Below are 19,175 nucleotides of genomic sequence, written 5' to 3' on the forward strand. Positions count from 1 at the left end.
GTCAGTGTCAGGGTGAGTGTCGCCGCGGTTGCGGTGGTTGGATCCCTCGCACCTGATGTCTGGCTCATAGCATCGGTGTCGCTCTTCGGAGCTGACGGTCATGCGTTTTGCCGGCATCGGGTGTGAGGACCGGCCGGCGTGACTTGATAGGAGCGTGGCACCGCCCCGACTGAGATGTGTCCGCCGGCCGGTCCGACCGTCCCGTCACTGACCAGTGAAGGAGGCAGCCACCATGGTTGTCGTCGGTTCGGACGTGCACAAGCGCTCGCACACGTTCGTCGCGGTCGACGAGGCCGGCCGCAAGCTCGCCGAGATCACCGTCAAGGCCGATCACAAGGGCCATGACCGGGCCATGAAGTGGGCTCGGGAGAAGTTCGGGGTCGTGGACCGGTGGGCGGTCGAGGACTGCCGGCACCTGTCGGCTCGGCTTGAGATCGACCTGCTCGAGGCCGGTGAGGCCGTGGTCCGGGTCCCGCCGAAGCTGATGGCCGAGCAGCGCAGGCTGGCCCGCACCCGGGGCAAGTCCGACCCGATCGACGCCCTGGCGGTCGCCCGGGCCGCGCTGCGCGAGCCGGACCTGCCGGTCGCGACCCATGACGAGGTCTCCCGCGAGCTGCGGCTGCTGGTCGACCGCCGCGAGGACCTGGTCTGCGAGCGCACCCGAATGATCAACCGGCTGCGCTGGCACCTGCACCGCCTCGCACCGGGCGAGCCGGCCGCGGATCCTGCCCCGGCGTCGCTGGACGTGGCCAAGACCCGCCGTGCGCTGCACGCCTGGCTGGCTGACAAGGACGGTCTGGACGCCCGGTTCGCCCGTGACGTGCTGGCCGACATCGACCGGGTCTGCGCCCAGGTCAGCGCGCTGGACAAGGAGATCAACGCCGCGGTGAAGGCCCACCGGGCCGCCTCCCGGCTGACACAGCTGTCCGGATGCGCGGCGCTGACCGCGGCGAAGATCGTCGGGGAGACCGCCGGGATCGACCGGTTCGGCGACGAGGCGAAGTATGCGATGCACGCCGGTGTCGCACCGATCCCGGTCTGGTCCGGGCGCACCGCCGGCAGAGTCCGTGTCGCGCGGGTCGGCAACCGGCAGCTGAACGCCGCCCTGCACCGGATCGCGATCACCCAGCTGCGCTGCCACGAGCCGGCCAAGGCGTACTACGCCAAACGCCTCGCCGCCGGTGACACCCGCACCGAAGCCATCCGCCGCCTCAAACGACGCCTTGCCCGCACCATCTTCAACACCCTCAAGAACAACCCGTCGAGCGCTGCCGGCACCCTGCCGGCTGCGGCTTGACATAGGAGAAACGCATGATCTCCACCGGTTCCCGGGCCACCCGGGTGCGCACGGTCTGCGGACTCGGCCTCGCCCTCGCACTCACCGCCTGCTCGGGCGGGTCGACCACCGCCGGCCCCGCGCCCGCGGTCACCGTCACGGTCACCGCGGCCGCCGCGGCGGGCAGCCCGACGACGAACGCGACCGGCAGCGCCTCCGCCGCCCCGTCGTCCGGCGGCGCGGCCCGCCCGGGCGGGTCGACCACGCGGCGCCCCGCGGCCCGGCCGAGCACGTCGAAGCGGCCTGCGTCGTCGACGACGTCGAGCGACCCCGGGCCGGTCCGTGGCCAGGTCCGGATCGACGTCGACGCCCTCGGCTGCGACTACGTGCCCTCGGCCTCGGGCCGCGAGGACGTCGTCGTCGTGAGCAGCCGCGTCATCGGGGACGCGCTGAGCCGGCCGTTCCAGGTCTCCCTGCGCGCCGTCGCGGCGGGCCGGGACGACCAGTCGGCGACCGTCGTCCGGCTCCCCGGGGGCACCTCCGGGGCGTCGGCGTCGGTGCGCGCCGCCGTCTTCGCCCCGACGGCGCCCTACACGGCGAAGCTCACGCTCTCGCTGGCCCCGCAGAACCTCCCCGACGACGCGGACGCCGACAACCGGCTCGGCGTCTCGGTCGACCTGCCGTTCCCCCGGCCCGCCGGTCGCGTGCCGGTCACCTGCTACGTCAACTGATCCGAGGAGTCCGACATGAGCACCCACCCGAGCATCGCCGGTCCGGTCCTGCGCTCCGTCCGGGGCCTTGCGGTCGCGGGCCTGTGCACCCTCGTCCTCACCGCGTGCGGTCCCGGCGGCTCGTCCGGCGCCCCGGCGTCCGGTGCGAGCACGGCGCCCGGTACCGCCGCCGCGCAACCGGCCCCGACGTCGCTCGCCGCCGCCTGCGACGCCGTCGCGAAGGCCGTCGACGAGGCGACCGGGAAGTTCGCCGAGGCCCTGACGTCCAACGCGACCGGGGCGGCCGCGCAGGACGCCGCGGCCCAGCAGCGCAGCGCGGACGCCATCCACGGGATCTTCGTCGCCTGGGCCGGCGCGATGCGGGGCCAGGTCGGGCGCACCGGTGACGCCGGCCTCGACGCGATCCTCACCGACTACGCCGCGGAGATGGACAAGGTCGCCGCGAGCATCACGACCCACGCGGACATCTCCGACGGCGGGCGCTTCGACTCCCCCGAGCTGCAGGCCGTCAACGCCCGCCTGGAGAAGAAGTGCGGGACGACGGGCTGACGGCGGCCACCGGCGACGGGTTCGTCCTCGACGTCGCGGCCCGGCGCGGTGCCGTCCTGCACGCCCGGACCGCACCGCAGGACGACGATGCACCGGGCGGCGTCCGGCACCTGCTCGTCGGCCGGACGGGCGGCGTCCCGTGGTCCGTGGCCCTCGCGCCGGGCTCGCCGGCGACCGCGCTCCGGCACGCTGTCCCGCCCCGGATCGCCTGGTGCTGCACGGATCCCGCCGTCACGGCCGGCGCACCCGACGGCCCCGGCCGCCGGTTCGCCGTCCGACGCGGCGGTCCCGGGCCGGGCGGCTGCCTGGGCCCGGGCTGGACCGTCGACGACCCCCGCGGCGTCCTCGACGACGACCTCGTCCCGCTCGTCCTGCACTGGCCGAGCGCCCGATGGGGGCCGGACGACGAACGCCCGGCCAGGCTGGACGCCGTCCTCCTCGGGCCGCAGGGCCTGGAGGTCACCGCGCACGGCTGGTGGGCCGGCGCCGCGGCGCTCGACCAGCTCGTGACCCTGGGCGTCGAGGTGGCCGACCGGCTCCGGCGCACCGCGCCGTAGCGCCCTACGCTGACGGTCATGACCGACCTCCCCGTTCTGGACGCCGTCGAGCAACGGGTACTGGGCTGCCTCCTCGAGAAGCAGGTGACCGTCCCGGCGACGTACCCGCTGACGCTCAACGCACTGCGCACCGCGTGCAACCAGACCTCGAGCCGTGAGCCGGTCATGGACCTCGACGAGCACACCGTCGAGACGACCGCCCGGGCGCTGCGCGACCGCGGGCTGCTGCGGATCGTCTGGGCCGACACCGGGCGGCGCGTGCTCAAGTACCACCAGACCCTCACCGAGGTGCTGGGCCTGGCGGACGACGAGCGCGCCCTGGTCACCGTGCTGCTGCTGCGCGGCCCGCAGGCGCCGGGCGAGCTCAAGGTGCGCACCGAGCGGCTCCACGGCTTCGGCGACCGAGACGCCGTCGAGGCCTGCCTGCAGCGGCTCGCGGGCCGGGCCGAGCCGCTGGTCCGGCAGCTCGACCGCCGTCCGCGCGAGCAGGACCACCGCTGGGTGCACCTGCTCGGGCCGGTCGCCGACAGCGGCCCCGAGGCGGCGCCCGGCGGCAGCGCGGCGGCGGCCGCCCCCGCCGTGGACCGGGACCGCCCGATCGCCGACGGGCCCGACGCCCGGGACGCCCGGGTGCGCTCCTCCTACGCGGCGGTCGCGGCCACCTACGCCGCCCGGCTGACGACCGAGCTGGACGACCTGCCGTTCGAGCGCTGGCTGCTCGACCGCACCGCCGCCGCGGCGGGCCACCGACCGGTCGTCGACGCCGGCTGCGGGCCGGGGCACGTCACGGCCCACCTCGCCGCGGCGGGTGCCGACGCCCGCGGGCTCGACCTGACCCCGGCCATGGTCGACCAGGCCCGGGAGCGCTTCCCCGGCCTGCGGTTCGACGTCGAGGACCTGACCCGGCTCATCCGCCCCGAGACCGCCGACGGCTGGGGCGCCGTCCTCGGCTGGTACTCGCTCATCCACCTCGCCGGTTCGGAGCTGCCCGGCGCGGTCGGCGCGCTGGCCCGGCCGCTCGCCCCCGGCGGCGTCCTGCTCCTCGGGCTGCACGCCGGCCACGAGGTGCGGCACCTCACGTCGTGGTTCGACGAGGACGTCGAGCTCGACCTCGTGCTCCACGAGCCGGCGGACGTCGTCGCGGCGGTCACGGCGGCGGGGCTCACCGACGTCGAGTGGTACCTGCGCGGCCCGCTCGAGGGTCGCGGCGAGACGACGCAGCGGCTCTACGTCATGGCGCGCCGGGCGGGCTGACCGGGGTCGGCGCGGCACCGGACGGCGCGGCACCGGACGGCGCGACCGCGGGCGCCGGGGCGTCGAAGACGACCGGGGCCGCCGGAGCGCTGCGGTTGAGCGCCCACAGCCCGACGCCGTCCGCGGCAGCGAGCAGCACGGCCGCGACGGCGAGCCCGGTGAGCCGGCGGCGGCGCTCGCGGCGCCGCCAGTCGAGCAGCGCGCGCTCGTAGGCGTCCGGGCTCGTCCGGACGGTGCCCGCCATCGCGCCGAGCGCCTCGCGGAGCCGCTCGACGCTCTCGGTCTCGTTCATCGGCGCTCCTTGAGGGCCTTGGTGAGGGCCGCCATACCGCGGGCGGTGTGCGACTTCACCGCACCGCACGAGATCCCCATCGTCGCCGCGACCTCGGCCTCGCTGAGGTCGAGCCAGTACCGCAGGACGAGCGCCTCCCGCTGCCGGTCCGGCAGGCCGCGCAACGCGTCGACGACCTCGCGGTGGTCCTCGCGGAGCACGACCTCCTGCTCGGCGGACCCGGCGTCGGGCAGGCCCGGTTCCGGGTGCCGCCGCACGACCTGCAGGTGCCGCAACCGCATCCGGACGAGGTTGCACACGACCGAGCGCAGGTACGCGGGCGCCGCGGCCGGGTCGCGCAGCCGGGGCCAGCGCAGGTAGAGCTCGCAGAACGCCTCGGAGGCGATGTCCTCGGCGTCGCCCTGGGCACCGACGAGGACGGCGAGCCGGACGAGCTCGGTGTGGTGCCGGTCGAACAGCGCCGTCACGGCGGCCTCGCGCTCGAGGTCGCGCAGGCCGATCCAGCCGGGCAGACCGGGCCGCCGCGCGGACGGCGTCCCGGCGTCCGGGGCGGGCGTCCCGACGTCCGGCGGTGCCGCCGGCACCGGTGCGGGGTGCTGGGTCATGCGCCGACCTCCCACTCGCTGGGGATCTTCCCATCGATCCCGGTCCCTGTGGAGTCCAGGCCGCGGGCGACCCCGGCCCGGTCGAGCACCGGTGTGAGGACCGCGACGAGCCCGAGGTTCACCGCGAGCGCGACGAGCCCCGCGTAGACGCCGACCGTCGTCCCGCCGACGTCGAACCGGGTCACCGCGACGAAGCCCTGGGCCGCGACGAGCCACGTCCCGGCGGCGACGCCCGCGACGAGCCCCGCGAGCAGCGCGTACCGGTGCGGCCGCCGCAGCAGCAGGCCGAGGACGACGGCCGGCAGCGTCTGCAGGATCCACACCCCGCCGAGGAGCTGGAGGGTGATCGCGTCCTGGGCGCGCAGCCCGACGACGAACGCGAGCGCCCCGACCTTGACGAGCACCGAGACCCAGCGGGCCACCCGGGCGACCTGCTCGGGCAGCGCCGTCGGGTTGAGGTACTCGAGGTAGACGTTGTTCGCGAAGGTCGTCGCGGCGGCCACGGACATCACGGCGGCGGGCACGAGCGCACCGATCCCGAAGGCCCCGAGCACGGCGCCGGCCGCCCCGGAGGGCAGCAGGTCCCGCACGAGCGCCGGGAGCGCCAGTTCGGCGTGCCCGGGCGGCACCCGGATCCCGTCGGCCCGCGCGGCGAGCCCGCCGAGGGCGAGGACGGCGAGCAGCGCCGTCCACCCGAGCAGCCCGATGCTCACCCGCCGCACGACCTCCTCCGAGCGGGCCGCGAAGGTGGGCGTGAGCACGTGCGGGTAGAGCACGAGCGCGAGCGCGGAGCCCACCGCGAGACTCACGTAGGCCGACCCGAGCCCGTCGGGCAGGAGCAGGGAGCCCTGTCCCGACGGTGTGCCCGCGAGCGCGGACCCGCTCTCCCGGAACAGGTCCGCGGCCCCGCCGGTGGCCCGCAGCCCGAGGACGACGAGCAGCGCAGTCGCGGCGAACGCGAGCACGCCCTTGACCGGCGCGACGGCGGCGGGCGCACCGAGCCCGTGCCGGAACGTGCCGACGGCGAGCACCGTGAACGTCGCGGCCATCGCGAGGTCGGCGGCGACGCTGTCCGCCGGGACGCCCATGACGGTGAGCGCGGCCGACAGGCCGAGCAGCTGGAGCGCGACGTACGGCATGGTCGCGAGCAACCCGGTCACGGCGACCGCGAGCGCGAGGGTCGGGCTGTCGAACCGGGAGCGGACGGCGTCCGCCGGCGTGAGCCAGCCGTGCCGGCGGGCGAGCCGCCACAGCCACGGCAGCACGAGGAACGCGAGCTGGAAGACGACGACGACGTACGGCACCGCGAAGAAGCCGAGCCCGCCGACGCCGTAGACGAGGGCCGGGACGGCGACGAAGGTGTACGCCGTGAAGATCGCGCCGCCGAGCAGGAACCAGGTGCGGACGGTGCCGAGGCTGCGGCCGAGCAGCGCCCACTCGACGAGCTCCTGGCCCGGTGCGACGCTGCGCCGCCAGACCGGCCGCCGGTGCGCGACGAGGGTGACGAGGGACGCGGCGCCGAGCACGAGCGCGAACGCGAGCAGCGCGGCGCGGTCGGGCACGGGCGGCACCGCCTCGACGACGCTCCGCGGCACTGCGGTCATGTCCATGCAGTTGCCGGGCGGGGCGCGAAGGTTTACCCGCGGCAGTGGCAACTTCTGCCCGGGACGGGGCAACTCTCTCCACGACCCGTGTCCCCGCCTCCGAGGGAGTTCCGATGACCGACGTCCCCGACGACGTGACCGCCGGTCGGCGCGACCGATCCAGCACCGGTCTGCGGACCGGCTGGCTGCTGCTCCTGCCGCTGCTGCTCGTCGTCTACCCGCCGCTGTACAACCGCACGGACCCGGACCTGTTCGGGATCCCGTTCTTCTACTGGTACCAGCTGGCCGTGATCCCGGTGAGCGTCGTGTGCACGACGGTCGTCTACCTCACCGGCCGCCGCACCCGCCGCGGGAGCACGCGATGAGCGAGCACGGCGTGGAGATCGCCGTCTTCGTCGCCCTGTTCGTGCTCGTGAGCGGGCTCGGCTTCTTCGCGGCGCGGTGGCGCCGACCGAGCACCATGGAGCACCTCGACGAGTGGGGCCTGGGCGGGCGCAGCTTCGGCTCGTGGATCACCTGGTTCCTCATCGGCGGCGACCTCTACACCGCCTACACGTTCGTCGCGGTGCCGGCGCTGCTCTTCGGGGCGGGCGCGGCCGGCTTCTTCGCCGTCCCGTACACGATCGTCGTCTACCCGATCGTCTTCTACGTGCTGCTGCGGCTGTGGTCGGTGAGCCACGTCCACGGCTTCGTCACCCCGGCCGACTTCGTCCGGGCCCGGTTCGGCAGCCCGACCCTCGCCCTCGTCGTCGCGGTCACCGGGATCGTCGCGACGATGCCGTACATCGCGCTCCAGCTCGTCGGGATCGAGGCCGTCCTCAAGACCGTCGGCGTGCGCGGGCACGTCCCGATCGTCGTCGCCTTCGCGATCCTCGCGGCGTACACGTACAACTCGGGGCTGCGGGCGCCGGCGCTCATCGCCTTCGTCAAGGACGCGCTCATCTACGTCGTCATCATCGCCGCGGTCATCTGGATCCCGGCGAAGCTCGGCGGCTGGGGCACGATCTTCGACGCGGCGGACGCGAAGTTCGCGAAGTCCCCGAGCCCCGGGGACGGCACGCTGCTCCCGGGCGCCGGTCAGGTCCAGTACGCGACGCTCGCCTTCGGGTCGGCGCTGGCGCTGTTCCTCTACCCGCACTCGGTGACCGGCGTCCTCGCGTCGAAGGACCGGGGCACGATCAAGCGGAACATGGCGGCGCTGCCCGCGTACTCGCTGCTCCTCGGGCTGCTCGCGCTGCTCGGCTACATGGCGATCGCCGCGGGCACCAAGCCGTTGCCGACGGGCGACACCCTCGTCGCGACCGACGGCACGGTGATCGGCCCGAAGACCGACGGCAACACCGTGATCCCGTTGCTCTTCGACCAGATGTTCCCGCACTGGTTCGCCGGGGTCGCCTTCGCGGCGGTCGCGATCGGCGCCCTCGTGCCGGCCGCGATCATGAGCATCGCGGCCGCGAACCTGTGGACCCGCAACGTGTACCGCGAGTACCTCAACAAGGACGCGACACCGGCGCAGGAGGCGCGCAGCAGCAAGATCGCCTCGCTCGTCGTCAAGCTCGGCGCCCTCGTCGCGATCCTCGCCCTCGACCCGCAGTTCTCCATCGACCTGCAGCTCATCGGCGGCGTGATCATCCTGCAGACCCTGCCCGCCGTGGGCCTGGGCCTGTACACCCGCTGGTTCCACCGCGGCGGGCTCGTCGCCGGCTGGGCGGCCGGGATGGCGGCCGGCTGGTGGCTGCTGTGGAACGTCCCGCAGACGGCCGTCACCGCGGCCGGTCCGAAGATCCTGCGCGAGCACTTCGGCGGCTCGGCGTTCAGGCTCAGCGAGCTGGGGTTCGACACGACCGTCACGGTGTACGCGGGCTTCCTCGCCGTTCTCGTGAACCTCGTCGTAGCCGTCCTCGTGACGCTCGCGCTGCGGGCGGCCGGTGTCGCCGATGGCCGGGACGCGACGTCCGCGCCCGACTACGACGCCGACGCCGGCGACCCGCGGGTGCACGACCTCGACCTGCACGCGCCGAGGACCGTGCGGGAGGAGCCGGTGCAGTACTAGGCACCGGCGACGCACCACCGTCGACGGACGGACGGCCCGGCCCTGCGGCCGGGCCGTCCGTACGTCAGGTCTGCGGGTCAGGCGTCCGGTGCGGCGACCGTCAGCAGGACGCGGTCACCCACCGGCTCGAAGCCGAGACCGCGGTAGCGGACCTCACCGGCCACGTCGTCCGCCCCGCCGAGGACGACGACGTGGTCGGCGACGCTCCTCGACGTCCCGCACAGCGCAGCGAACGCGGCCCGGCCGAACGCCTCGTCGCGCGGCGCGTACGCCGCACCGACACGGACCATGCCCGCGACGCAGCGGCTCCGCGTCGCGACGCCCTCGGGAACCCCGTCGACCTCCCACAGGACCGCGCCGCCGTACGAGAGCGGCTCGTCGACGAGGTACTCGAGGTCCGTCGGGTCGTCCGGGATCCCCGCGAGGAGGTCGGAGTACCAGGAGACGAGCAGGTCACGGTCGGCGCGGGTCGCCGTCCGTTCCCGGCCCGGGGTGACGACGAGCCCCGGGCGGCCGGGGCCGAGCCGGTGCACCCGGGTGCGGCCCGCGACGACGAGCCCGCTCCCGTGCCGCGCCTCCCACACCTGCGCCGCGGTCCGCTCGTCGCGTCCGTCGACCGTGAACGGCGCGAGGTCGGGCACCAGCTCGACGAGCTGCTCCAGCGCGGGCCGCGGCATCGGCGACAGCGCCGGGCGGTGCCCGGGGGCCACGACGAACGCTCCCGCGACCTCGCCCTCGTCGTCCCGCCACCAGCCGAGCAGCAGGTCAGGGGCCTGCGAGGGTCGGGCCTCGAGGTAGGCGGCCTCGGTGAGGAGCACGGTGCAGCGCACGGGATCATGGGCCAGGAAGGGCTCCGCGGCCGCCCGGAAGGCACCGGCGTCCCGGCTCGTGGACCAGACCATGCCCCAGTGTGGCCCGCCGCCTGCCCGCCCCGGCCCCCTCCGGCGCACCGAGGGGCTCCGAAGCGGCGCTAGGGTCACAGGTATGGCTGACTGGAAGAGAGTGACGCGCGACGCCGTCGTCGCCGCGGTGCACGAGTACGACCAGGTCGGCCAGGCGGAGTTCCTCGCCCGGCACGGCTTCGGGCCGGCGACCGGATACCTGCTCGAGCACGAGGGGAACCTCTACGACTCCAAGGCGATCGCCGGGGCGGCGTACGAGCTGTCGACGGGCGAGAGCCTGTCCTCCGACGACTTCCGCGGCGGCAAGGCGGGCGCCGCCGCCGTGCTGCGTCGCCTGGAGTTCGTCGTCCAGGGCCCGGAGCCGACCGGCCCCGCCGCCGCACGCCGCCCGGGCACGCACTGGGCGGGCGACGAGAGCCCCGTGGCCTTCGCCGACGCCCAGGCGCTGTGGGCGGACGCCGCCCGCGACCGGCTCATCGCCGTCGCCGGCGTCTACCACGCGATCACGACGTACAAGGAGCTGTCGAAGCAGGTCCAGGACGACTCCGGGGTCCGGACGACGCAGCTCATGCACTACTGGATCGGCGACGTCCTCGGGCTCGTCGCGCTCGACTGCGCCCGCCGCGAGGAGCCCCTGCTCTCGTCGCTGTGCGTGAACGCCGAGGGCTCGGTCGGCCCCGGGTACGCGCCGTCCGTCGCGTCGCTGCGCGGTGCGGAGCCCAAGGACGCCGAGGACCACGCGGCCCTCGAGCGCCTCGCCTGCTACAAGCACTTCGGCGCGACGATCCCGGCCGGCGGCGGGCGCCCGGCACTGACCCCCGCCGTGCAGCGCCGCAAGGACCGGGCGGCCGCCCAGCGCCCCGAGCGCCGCGGCGCGGTCTGCCCGACGTGCTTCGTGGAGCTCCCCGTCACCGGGCGCTGCATGCTCTGCGGCTGACCGCCGACCGCCTCCGCGTCGGCGTCCGCAGGGACGTTCGACCCGGAGGCACCCCCTGGACGTCGACCACGGTGGAGACACCCGACATCCACCTCCAGGGGGTCCGCCGTGCCACTGCCGCTCCGTGTCGTCGTCGTGGGCGGTGGGGTCAGCGGGCTCACCGTCGCCTACCACCTCGCGCGCCGGCTCCCGGCCGAGACCGGCGTCGCACCGTCGATCACGCTGCTCGAGGCGGGTGAGCGGCTCGGCGGCAAGGTGACGACACGGCAGCTCGGCGGCATCGCCGTCGACACCGGCCCGGACGCGCTCCTCGTCCGTGACGCCTGCGTCCGGGACCTGCTCGTCGACCTCGGGCTCGCCGAGCCCCTGAGCCGGCCCGCGTCGAGACGGGCCTACGTGTGGGCCCGGGGCGCCCTGCGCCCGCTGCCCGCGATGTCGCTCTTCGGCGTTCCGGACAACCCGTTCGCGCTCGTCCGCACCGGGATCCTCACCGTGCGCGGCGCGGTCCGCGCCGCGGCCGACCTGGTGCTCCCGCGGCGCCGGCTGCCCGCGGACCCGAGCATCGCCGAGCTGCTGCGCCCCCGCCTCGGCGCGGAGGTCTTCGACCTGCTCGTCGAGCCGATGCTCGGCGGGGTGCATGCCGGCCGGGCCGCGGAGCTCAGCGCGCGCAGCGCCGTCCCCGACGTGCACCGGGCCGTCACCGCCGGCCGCAGCGCGTACCTGTCGCTGCGCGAGCGGCGGCGGGCGTCGGTCCCCGCGGACCCGGCCCGGACGCCGCCCGACGGCCCGCCCCGGATCGCCCCGGGGATGGTCACCCTGCGCGGCGGGCTCCAGGGCCTCACCGACGCGATCGCCGCGGCCACCCCCGGCGCCGACCTGCGCACCGGGGCTCTCGTCGCGGCCCTGGACCGGGTCGACGACGGCACCTGGACGGTCCGGCTCGCGGACGGCGAGGAGCTGACCGCCGACGTCGTCGTCCTCGCCGCCCCGGCGCACGCGACCGCACGGCTCCTCCTGCCGCACTCGGCGGCCGCCGCCGACGCCCTGGACGCCATCCCGTACGCGGGCGTCGCGACCGTCTACCTCGCCTACCGCACGCAGGACGTGGGCCGCCCGCTCGACGGCACGGGATTCCTCGTCCCGCCGAGCGAGGACCGCTTCCTCGTCGGCTGCACCTGGACCACCGCCAAGTGGGAGCACCACGCCGGCGCCGCCGCGCGCGGCCTCACCGTCGTCCGCTGCGCCGTCGGCCGGCACGGCGACCGGCGGTGGCAGGGCATGGACGACGACGCGGTCGTCGACGCCGTCCACCTCGAGCTGGCCGAGGCGCTGGACGTCCGCGCCCGCCCCGTCGAGACCTCCGTGCAGCGCTGGCCCGGTGCGATGCCGCAGTACACGGTCGGGCACGAGGCGCGCCTCGCCGTCCTCGACACCGAGCTCGCCGCCCTGCCCGGGGTCCACCTCACGGGCGCCGGCTACCGCGGCGTGGGCCTGTCGGGCTGCATCGCGCAGGCCGACGCACTCGCCACCCGGATCGCGCTCGCCGCGGCCCGCACGGCCGAGCCGGTGCGGTCGTGAGCCGGCTCAACTACGACGAGCGTCCGATGCTCGTCTTCTGGGAGACCACCCGGGCCTGCGCACTCGCCTGCCGGCACTGCCGCGCGGACGCGACGACGAGCGCACTGCCCGGGGAGCTGACGACCGCCGAGGGGCTGCGGCTCGTCGAGGACGTCGCCGCGTTCGGCCGGCCGCACCCGATCCTCGTCCTCACCGGCGGCGACTGCCTCGCCCGCGAGGACCTCTTCGAGATCGTCGGGCACGCGCACCGGCTCGGTGTCCCGACCGCGCTCTCGCCGTCCGTGACCCCGATGCTCACCCCGGCGATGATCGAGCGGATCGCGACGAGCGGCGTCAAGGCGGTGTCGATCAGCCTGGACGGCGCGACCGCGGCGACGCACGACGGCGTCCGCGGGATCCCGGGCCACTTCGACCGGACCCTGGAGGCGATGTCCGCGCTCGTCGCCGCGGGGCTCACCGTGCAGGTCAACACGACGGTCATGCGGACCAACGTCGACGAGATGCCGGACGTCGCCGCGATCCTCGCCGATCGCGGGGCGCACATCTGGGAGGTGTTCTTCCTCGTCCACGTCGGGCGCGGCACGGACACGGCGTCCCTGACCCCCGAGCAGCACGAGGACGTCTGCCACTTCCTCTGGGACGCCTCGCACCACGGGTTCACCGTCCGCACCGTCGAGGCGCCGTTCTTCCGCCGGGTCGCGGCGTCCCGGCGGGCCGGCGGCCCGGTGCCCGGGACCACGCTCTACGCGGGGCTGGCCCGGCGTCTGGCCGAGCGGCTCGGGGCGCCGACCGGGACGCCCCGCGCCCACACGGTCTCCACGCGCGACGGCAAGGGCATCGTCTTCGTCGCCTACGACGGCACCGTGCACCCGGCGGGGTTCCTGCCGCTGACGCTCGGGGACGTGCGGACGGAGAGCCTCGCGACCGTGTACCGCGACCACCCGGTGCTCCGGGCGATCCGGTCGGCGGGGTTCTCCGGCCGCTGCGGCCGGTGCGAGTTCGCCGATCTGTGCGGCGGGTCGCGGGCCCGGGCGTTCGCCACGACCGGCGACCCGCTCGGCGAGGACCCGGCGTGCGCCTACCGACCCGTCGGGGAGGAACCGGCCCTCGTGTGAGGCGGCCGCGGTCCGGCCCGGGACCACCCCGACGCCACCCGCGTCGGGTTCACTGGTCCGATGGACGGCGCGACCCGCCCCTGGGTGCTGCACGTGGACCTCGACCAGTTCATCGCGGCGGTCGAGGTGCTGCGGCGCCCGGAGCTCGCCGGTCTGCCGGTCATCGTCGGCGGCCGCGGCGACCCGACGGAGCGGGCCGTCGTCTCGACCGCCTCGTACGAGGCGCGCGCCTTCGGCGTCGGCTCCGGCATGCCGCTGCGGGTCGCGGCGCGCAAGGTGCCGGACGCCGTCCTGCTCCCCGTCGACGCGCCCGCCTACACCGCGGCGTCCGAGCAGGTCATGGCGGTGCTGCGCGCCCACGAGGGCGCCGTCGTCGAGGTGCTCGGCTGGGACGAGGCGTTCGTCGGCGTGACCACCGACGACCCGGAGGGCGTCGCCCGCGCCCTGCAGGCCGCGGTCCTCGTGGCGACCCGGCTGCACTGCTCGGTCGGCATCGGCGACACCAAGGTGCGGGCGAAGATCGCGACCGAGTTCGGCAAGCCGCGCGGCGTCTTCCGGCTGACGGCCGGGAACTGGTTCGAGGTCATGGCGGAGCGGCCGACCCGCGCCCTGTGGGGCGTCGGCGCGAAGGTCTCCTCGCGTCTGGCGAAGCACGGGATCACGACGGTCCGCGAGCTCGCGGACGCGGACGTCGACCTCCTCGTCGCCGAGTTCGGCCCGCGGATCGGCACCTGGTACGCCGATCTCGGCCACGGGCGGGGTTCGGCGACGGTCGACCCCACCCCCTGGGTCCCGCGCGGGCACAGCCGCGAGCACACCTACCAGCAGGACCTCACGGCACCCGAGGAGATCGAGGCCGCACTGCGCACCCTCGTCACCGAGGTGCTGGCGGACGTCGTCGCCGAGGGCCGCCCCGTCGTCCGCCTGACGCTCAAGGTGCGCTACAAACCCTTCTTCACCAAGACGTTCAGCCGCACGCTGAAGGCGCCGACCACCGACGCGGACCTCCTGGAGCGCGAGTCGCTGGCGCTCGTGGTCCGACGCGAGGAGGGCCGCGCGGTCCGTCTGCTGGGGCTGCGGTTCGAGATGACGATGCCCGGGCCCGACGGGACCTAGACCCGCGCCCTGAGCCACTCGATGTCGGCGCTCTGCCCCTCGACCCCGCCCGGGGTCTCGCAGACGACCGGTGCGCCGGCCTCCCGGACGACGGCCACGAGCGCCTCGCCGTCGACGAACCCGGACCCGAAGTTCGTGTGCCGGTCGGCCCCGGAGTCGAACTCGTCGCGCGAGTCGTTCGCATGGACGAGGTCGATCCGGCCGGTGATGGCCTTGATCTTCGCCGCTGCGTCGACGAGGTCGATGCCCCCGGCGTGCGCGTGACACGTGTCGAGGCAGAACCCGACGTTCTCGGCGCCGGACGCCCGGCCGACCGCCTCCCAGAGCCGGTCGATCGCCTCGAGCCGGCGGGCCATCGCGTTGTCGCCGCCCGCCGTGTTCTCGATGAGCAGCGGGACCGGCAGGTCCAGCCCGTCGACGCACTTGCGCCAGTTGTCGAAGCCGACGCCCGCGTCCTCGTCCGTGCCGAGGTGGCCGCCGTGCACGACCACCCCCTTGGCGCCGATCTCCGCGGCCGCGAGCACGTGCTGCTGGAGCAGCTTGCGGCCCGGGATCCGGATCCGGTTGTTCGTCGCGGCCACGTTGATCGGGTACGGCGAGTGCACGTAGAGGGACACCCCCGCGGCCTCGGCGGCCGCCCGGAGCGCGGCCGCGCCGCCGGGGTACCGGACGACGGGCCCCTTGTAGCTCTGGGGGTCGCCGAGGAACATCTGCACGACGTCCGTGCCGCGGGCCAGGGCCTCTGCGACGGGGTCTTCCTGGTCGACGTGTGCACCGATGGAGAGCGCCATGCACCAACCCTAGGAGGTCGTCACCGTCCCGCCGTCCGGGGACGTCGCCGGCGCGCCCGGCGGCACCAGCGGCACCGTCACCGCCGCGACGTCTCCGCGTTGCCGGTCGACGGGGACCGCGAGCGGCCCGTCCGGGGTCTGGACGACGACGACGTCGGGGCCCGGGGACGCCGCGACGAGCCGCGCGACGTCGGCCGCGGACCAGACGAGCGCGGCGCCGTCCGTGCGCGGCCAGGAGAGCACCCGCGCCCCGGTGATGGCTGCCACCTCGTGCGCCAGCGCGGGGTCGCCCGCGCCCACGAGGACGACGTACCGCACCCGCTGCACCGCGTGCGGGCGCATCGCCCGCTCGGCGCGGAACAGCGCGGCGTGCGCGCCGGCCACCGCGGCCGCCACGACGAGGATGCCGAGGGCGAACCGCAGCGAACGCAGCGTCCCGAGGGTGACGGCCCCGGCGAAGAGGTCCTCGAGGAGGACGTAGACGACGCCGATGAGGGCACCGACCGCCACGAGCACACCGACCCCGGTGACCGCGACGAGGTACGTGCGCCGGGTCACCGACGCCCGCTCCGGTCCGGGGGTGGTCCGGCAGGCGGCCTGTGCCGTCCGCCAGGCGAGCCACCAGACGGGCACGCCGACGAGGAGCGCGGCCACCGCGACGAGCGCGGTGTTCGCCGCCGGGGTGCCGGCGACCGCCACCGAGCGGGTGAGCGCGTCGACGAGCGCGACGACGAGCATCACCCCGCCGACGCAGGTCGCGAGCAGCCCGAGGACGGCGGACGCGTAGTCGCGCAGCCGGTGCGCCTCGTCCCGCCCGGGCCGTGCCGTTGCGGCCGGCCGGGCGAGCAGACCCGTGTGGTACCACCAGAGCAGGGCACCGGCCGCGGCGGTCGCGAGCAGGTGCGGGGTGTTCCGGAAGTGCTCGGCGGCACCGGCCGCGGAGGGCGACCCGAGCGCCCAGACGAGGACGTCGCTCACCGCCCACACCGTGCCGACGACGCCGGTCACGATGCCGACGACGGTACCGGCGGCCAGGGCGTAGGCGTCCGTGAGCACCGCCCGGGGCCGGGACGCGGCGTGCCGCCACCAGTAGAGCGTCCAGACGGTGGCACCGATGAGCAGGGTCGCCGCCGCCCGGCGGAGCTGGTCCTGCGGGTCGACGAACGTGTCCCGCTGCAGCCCGAACGCGAGGTCGAGGGTGTTGCCGACGGTGCCCACGGCACCGACGACCGTCGTCCCGAGCCCGAGCGCGGACCCGAGCAGCAGGTGCGGTGTCGCGTGGTCGGCAGGGGTGAGGGCGCGGTCCAGCCGCCAGTGCACGAGCCAGACGGCCGACCAGACGACCGCCCGGGCCACCGCGCGCGGGTTCTCCGGGTCGACGCCGAGGGCCCAGCCGAGGCTGTCGTGGACGGCGACCATGGCGACGACGAGCGGGACGACGGTGCCGGCGGTCACGTAGGCCGCCCAGCCGAACGAGGTCCGCTCGGCCGGGTCGTCCCGCAGGGCCCGCCGGATCACGAGGCCGACGAGCAGGCCCAGCGGGAGCCCGACGACGACGAACGCGCCGTTCCGGGCCGCCTCGACCGAGCCGGCGACGAGCGGGCCGTCCGTGGCGTAGCGGTCGAGCAGCTGGCCGAGCAGCCCCGCGGCGCCGGTCGACGTCACGAGGACGGCGACGAGCAGGAGCACGTACGTGAACAGCTCGCGCAGCGAGGAGGTCCGGGCCGCGGGGGCGCCGGACCGGTGGGACACCGCCCGGACGACGACCACGACGCCGCCGACGACGGCGAGCAGGACGAGAAGAAGGACCGAGGCGATCATGTCAGCCTCCCGGTGCACTCGTAGAGCGGCCACGGGATGCCGTCGATGCGCCACCCCGCGGTGGTGCGGGTCAGTCGGAACGTGCGCTCCTCGCCGTTGCCGCCCAACGGGTCCGGCCCGGGGTCGACGGCGACGAGCACGCGCACCTGTGCCTGGGTGCCCTGCACGGTCGAGCCGACGAGGTCGACCCGGGTGTCCCGGCTGAGGTAGGCCCGGTCGAGATCGGTTGCAGCACAAGGGCTGCCGGGTGCCAGCAGGTCTGCCGCCGTCACGGTGTCACCGGCGAGGACGGCGGTCACGTACGTCTGGACCACACCCTCGGGCGTCGCCGGGTCCCAGACCTTCGCCGGTCGCGTCACCGCGTACAGGACGAGCGCGAGCACCGCGACCAGCCCCAGGACGACGGCGACGGGGATCAGGGCACGCCGGCGCTCGCCGGTCCGGTCCGGTCCGATGGTCGTCATGGACATCACCGCCCGGCGCGGTCACCGGCCTGGCGGCGCGGGGGCCGCGCCACCCGCGGGCCGGAGTCGCGTCACCTTCAGCGTCGTCGCCCGCAGGACCATCGACCTGGGCCGTTGGTCGCTCGGACCGGCTGCGGGCCGCTCCGGACGCCGATCTGGACCACGATCCGGACGCCGACCCGGCCCGCGGCCACGGGCCGACGGTGTCACGGCGCCGCCGAGCGACGATGATGGTCGGCATGGGACCGAGCGCCGCACCCGCCGCAGGCTACGAGGCGCACCTCGCGGCCGGCCGGCAGCTCTACGCCGGCACCCGCATCGGGCGGCCGGGCCGGGCACGCAGCTACTGGCTGGTCATCGCCGTGATGCGTGCGCTGCGCCTGCGCTGGCGGGTCGACGTCGAGGGCGCGGAGAACGTCGCGCCGGGTGCCGCGGTCCTCGTCGGCAACCACGTGTCCGCGCTCGACCCCGTCGTCCTGGTCATCGGCACCTGGTGGCGGGTCACCGCGTTCACCAAGCTCGAGGTCTTCCAAGGCCGAGGGGCCGCGTTCTTCCGCCTCATGGGCCAGATCCCGCTGCGCCGCGGCGACGCCACGGCCACCGACTGGGCGATCGGCATGGCCGGGCTCGCCCTCGCGGACGGCGGCATGGTCGGGCTCTACCCGGAGGGCACCCGCTCCCCCGACCCGACGAAGCTGCACCGGCTGCACGGCCGGGTGCTCCTGCCGGTGCTGCAGGGCAGCCCCGACGTCCCGGTGCACGCGGTCACGACGCGGTACACGCGCCGCCCCCGCCGCCGCACGCTCGTGCAGGTGCGCGTCTCGCCACCGCTGCCGGTCGACCCACGGACCATGTCCGGCGACGAGATCGTCGCCGTCCTCCGCGACACCCTGCTCGCCCTGGGCGGCCAGACGTACGTCGACCGGTCGGCCCGGGACGCGAAGGCGGACCCCGGCGCGGCGTAAGGCCGCACCGGGGGGTGCGGATCACCGCTAGCATCCAGCGATCTCGTCCTCATCCTCCGGGCGCGGACCTCGGTCCTGACGGGCTGCCCCACGAGAGGACGTCATGACCCGCCGCACCCGCCGCTCCGCCCTGTCCGCCGCCGGTTCACCGGTCGCGGTCCTCGCCCTCGCCGCGCTGTGCGCCGGCTGCGGAGCGTCGTCGGGAGGTGGGTCCACCGCGGCCGGGGCGACGACCTCGGCCGCCGCGCCGTCGTCGTCGGCCTCGCCGCCCGCGACCTCCACCGCGGCGCCGGAGCCCGCCGCGGGCGGTAACCCCCTCGACGCCGCCGACTTCTGCGCCTTCCTCAGCGAGGACGCACCGAAGATCTCCGCGGCCGGCTCACCCGAGGGCGCACTGGCCCAGCTCTCCGGCGACCTCGCCTTCTGGATCGAGGCGCACCCCGAGCAGAAGCCGCGCACCGCCGCGGACCTCGACGAGGCGGCCGCGGCAGCCTGCCCGGACGTCGCGAAGACCGTGCTGACGGCGCTCGGGGCGGAGTCCTTCATGGACGCCTTCAACTGACCG

Annotated in this window: 20 protein-coding genes; 13 read left to right on the top strand and 7 right to left on the bottom strand. The window is 75.4% G+C overall.

Annotated features, from left to right (window positions below; all coding sequences use genetic code 11):
- Window positions 1-214 precede the first annotated feature (214 nt).
- The 5 genes from ECOMGDLI_RS20935 to ECOMGDLI_RS20955 are packed head-to-tail and all read left to right on the top strand — an operon-like array spanning window position 215 to window position 4,367.
- Window positions 215-1,297 (top strand): IS110 family transposase, encoded by a 1,083-nt coding sequence (locus ECOMGDLI_RS20935; RefSeq protein WP_198955055.1) that lies wholly within the window; start codon window positions 215-217, stop codon window positions 1,295-1,297.
- Between the two features lie 14 nt (window positions 1,298-1,311).
- Window positions 1,312-2,007 (top strand): hypothetical protein, encoded by a 696-nt coding sequence (locus ECOMGDLI_RS20940; RefSeq protein WP_088318804.1) that lies wholly within the window; start codon window positions 1,312-1,314, stop codon window positions 2,005-2,007.
- 15 nt (window positions 2,008-2,022) lie between these two features.
- A complete protein-coding gene (locus ECOMGDLI_RS20945; RefSeq protein ID WP_088318805.1) occupies window positions 2,023-2,556 on the top strand; it encodes a hypothetical protein in 534 nt (177 codons plus the stop codon).
- Entirely contained in the window at window positions 2,538-3,113 is a 576-nt protein-coding gene (locus tag ECOMGDLI_RS20950; RefSeq protein ID WP_088318806.1) for a hypothetical protein, read from the top strand. The genes ECOMGDLI_RS20945 and ECOMGDLI_RS20950 overlap by 19 nt, the downstream gene beginning before the upstream one ends.
- Before the next feature lie 18 nt (window positions 3,114-3,131).
- Window positions 3,132-4,367, top strand: coding sequence for a DUF480 domain-containing protein (locus tag ECOMGDLI_RS20955; protein ID WP_088318807.1), 1,236 nt, complete (start codon window positions 3,132-3,134; stop codon window positions 4,365-4,367).
- On the opposite strand, the gene ECOMGDLI_RS35420 is transcribed toward ECOMGDLI_RS20955, so the two are convergent.
- Genes ECOMGDLI_RS35420 through ECOMGDLI_RS20970 form a run of 3 tightly spaced genes read right to left on the bottom strand, consistent with a single transcriptional unit; the run spans window position 4,345 to window position 6,868 of the window.
- Window positions 4,345-4,659, bottom strand: coding sequence for a hypothetical protein (locus ECOMGDLI_RS35420; RefSeq protein ID WP_198955056.1), 315 nt, complete (start codon window positions 4,657-4,659; stop codon window positions 4,345-4,347). The two genes, ECOMGDLI_RS20955 and ECOMGDLI_RS35420, sit on opposite strands and share 23 nt — an antisense overlap.
- Window positions 4,656-5,264 carry an RNA polymerase sigma factor gene (locus tag ECOMGDLI_RS20965; protein WP_088318808.1) on the bottom strand — a complete coding sequence of 203 codons (609 nt, stop codon included), beginning with the start codon at window positions 5,262-5,264 and terminating at the stop codon, window positions 4,656-4,658. The genes ECOMGDLI_RS35420 and ECOMGDLI_RS20965 overlap by 4 nt, the downstream gene beginning before the upstream one ends.
- Window positions 5,261-6,868 carry a sodium:solute symporter gene (locus ECOMGDLI_RS20970; RefSeq protein ID WP_198955057.1) on the bottom strand — a complete coding sequence of 536 codons (1,608 nt, stop codon included), beginning with the start codon at window positions 6,866-6,868 and terminating at the stop codon, window positions 5,261-5,263. Before ECOMGDLI_RS20970 ends, ECOMGDLI_RS20965 begins: the two co-directional genes overlap by 4 nt.
- Window positions 6,869-6,981: 113 nt before the next feature.
- Between ECOMGDLI_RS20970 and ECOMGDLI_RS20975 the strand changes: the two genes are divergently transcribed.
- Both ECOMGDLI_RS20975 and mctP read left to right on the top strand, forming a co-directional pair.
- Complete coding sequence (locus tag ECOMGDLI_RS20975) at window positions 6,982-7,233, top strand: DUF3311 domain-containing protein (RefSeq protein ID WP_088318809.1); 252 nt, start codon at window positions 6,982-6,984, stop codon at window positions 7,231-7,233.
- A complete protein-coding gene (mctP, locus tag ECOMGDLI_RS20980) occupies window positions 7,230-8,921 on the top strand; it encodes a monocarboxylate uptake permease MctP (protein WP_088318810.1) in 1,692 nt (563 codons plus the stop codon). The genes ECOMGDLI_RS20975 and mctP overlap by 4 nt, the downstream gene beginning before the upstream one ends.
- Before the next feature lie 77 nt (window positions 8,922-8,998).
- On the opposite strand, the gene ECOMGDLI_RS20985 is transcribed toward mctP, so the two are convergent.
- Window positions 8,999-9,823, bottom strand: coding sequence for a hypothetical protein (locus tag ECOMGDLI_RS20985; protein WP_143447823.1), 825 nt, complete (start codon window positions 9,821-9,823; stop codon window positions 8,999-9,001).
- A gap of 82 nt (window positions 9,824-9,905) precedes the next feature.
- Between ECOMGDLI_RS20985 and ECOMGDLI_RS35425 the strand changes: the two genes are divergently transcribed.
- The 4 genes from ECOMGDLI_RS35425 (at window position 9,906) to ECOMGDLI_RS21010 (ending at window position 14,569) form a co-directional block, all read left to right on the top strand.
- Window positions 9,906-10,760 carry a hypothetical protein gene (locus tag ECOMGDLI_RS35425; protein ID WP_198955058.1) on the top strand — a complete coding sequence of 285 codons (855 nt, stop codon included), beginning with the start codon at window positions 9,906-9,908 and terminating at the stop codon, window positions 10,758-10,760.
- Window positions 10,761-10,868: 108 nt separating this feature from the next.
- The gene (gene hemG / locus ECOMGDLI_RS21000; protein ID WP_088318812.1) at window positions 10,869-12,338 is read left to right on the top strand and encodes a protoporphyrinogen oxidase; all 1,470 of its coding nucleotides are present in this window, start codon (window positions 10,869-10,871) and stop codon (window positions 12,336-12,338) included.
- A complete protein-coding gene (locus ECOMGDLI_RS21005; protein ID WP_198955059.1) occupies window positions 12,335-13,453 on the top strand; it encodes a TIGR04053 family radical SAM/SPASM domain-containing protein in 1,119 nt (372 codons plus the stop codon). Before hemG ends, ECOMGDLI_RS21005 begins: the two co-directional genes overlap by 4 nt.
- Before the next feature lie 60 nt (window positions 13,454-13,513).
- Complete coding sequence (locus ECOMGDLI_RS21010) at window positions 13,514-14,569, top strand: DNA polymerase IV (protein WP_198955060.1); 1,056 nt, start codon at window positions 13,514-13,516, stop codon at window positions 14,567-14,569.
- Here the strand turns inward: ECOMGDLI_RS21010 and ECOMGDLI_RS21015 are convergent.
- From ECOMGDLI_RS21015 to ECOMGDLI_RS21025, 3 genes are read right to left on the bottom strand one after another with little or no spacing between them, the layout of a single operon-like run.
- Window positions 14,566-15,360: a deoxyribonuclease IV gene (locus ECOMGDLI_RS21015; protein WP_088318813.1), complete on the bottom strand. Its 795-nt coding sequence runs from the start codon at window positions 15,358-15,360 to the stop codon at window positions 14,566-14,568. The genes ECOMGDLI_RS21010 and ECOMGDLI_RS21015 overlap by 4 nt on opposite strands.
- A 9-nt stretch (window positions 15,361-15,369) precedes the next feature.
- Window positions 15,370-17,181 (bottom strand): DUF5671 domain-containing protein, encoded by a 1,812-nt coding sequence (locus ECOMGDLI_RS21020; protein ID WP_143447824.1) that lies wholly within the window; start codon window positions 17,179-17,181, stop codon window positions 15,370-15,372.
- A complete protein-coding gene (locus ECOMGDLI_RS21025) occupies window positions 17,178-17,645 on the bottom strand; it encodes a hypothetical protein (RefSeq protein ID WP_088318815.1) in 468 nt (155 codons plus the stop codon). The genes ECOMGDLI_RS21020 and ECOMGDLI_RS21025 overlap by 4 nt, the downstream gene beginning before the upstream one ends.
- 239 nt (window positions 17,646-17,884) lie before the next feature.
- Between ECOMGDLI_RS21025 and ECOMGDLI_RS21030 the strand changes: the two genes are divergently transcribed.
- Both ECOMGDLI_RS21030 and ECOMGDLI_RS21035 read left to right on the top strand, forming a co-directional pair.
- The gene (locus ECOMGDLI_RS21030) at window positions 17,885-18,610 is read left to right on the top strand and encodes a 1-acyl-sn-glycerol-3-phosphate acyltransferase (RefSeq protein ID WP_158221092.1); all 726 of its coding nucleotides are present in this window, start codon (window positions 17,885-17,887) and stop codon (window positions 18,608-18,610) included.
- Window positions 18,611-18,713: 103 nt separating this feature from the next.
- A complete protein-coding gene (locus tag ECOMGDLI_RS21035; protein ID WP_088318817.1) occupies window positions 18,714-19,172 on the top strand; it encodes a hypothetical protein in 459 nt (152 codons plus the stop codon).
- Window positions 19,173-19,175 lie beyond the last annotated feature (3 nt).

It is taken from the genome of Kineosporia sp. R_H_3 (assembly GCF_002198675.1).
Lineage (GTDB): Bacteria > Actinomycetota > Actinomycetes > Actinomycetales > Kineosporiaceae > R-H-3.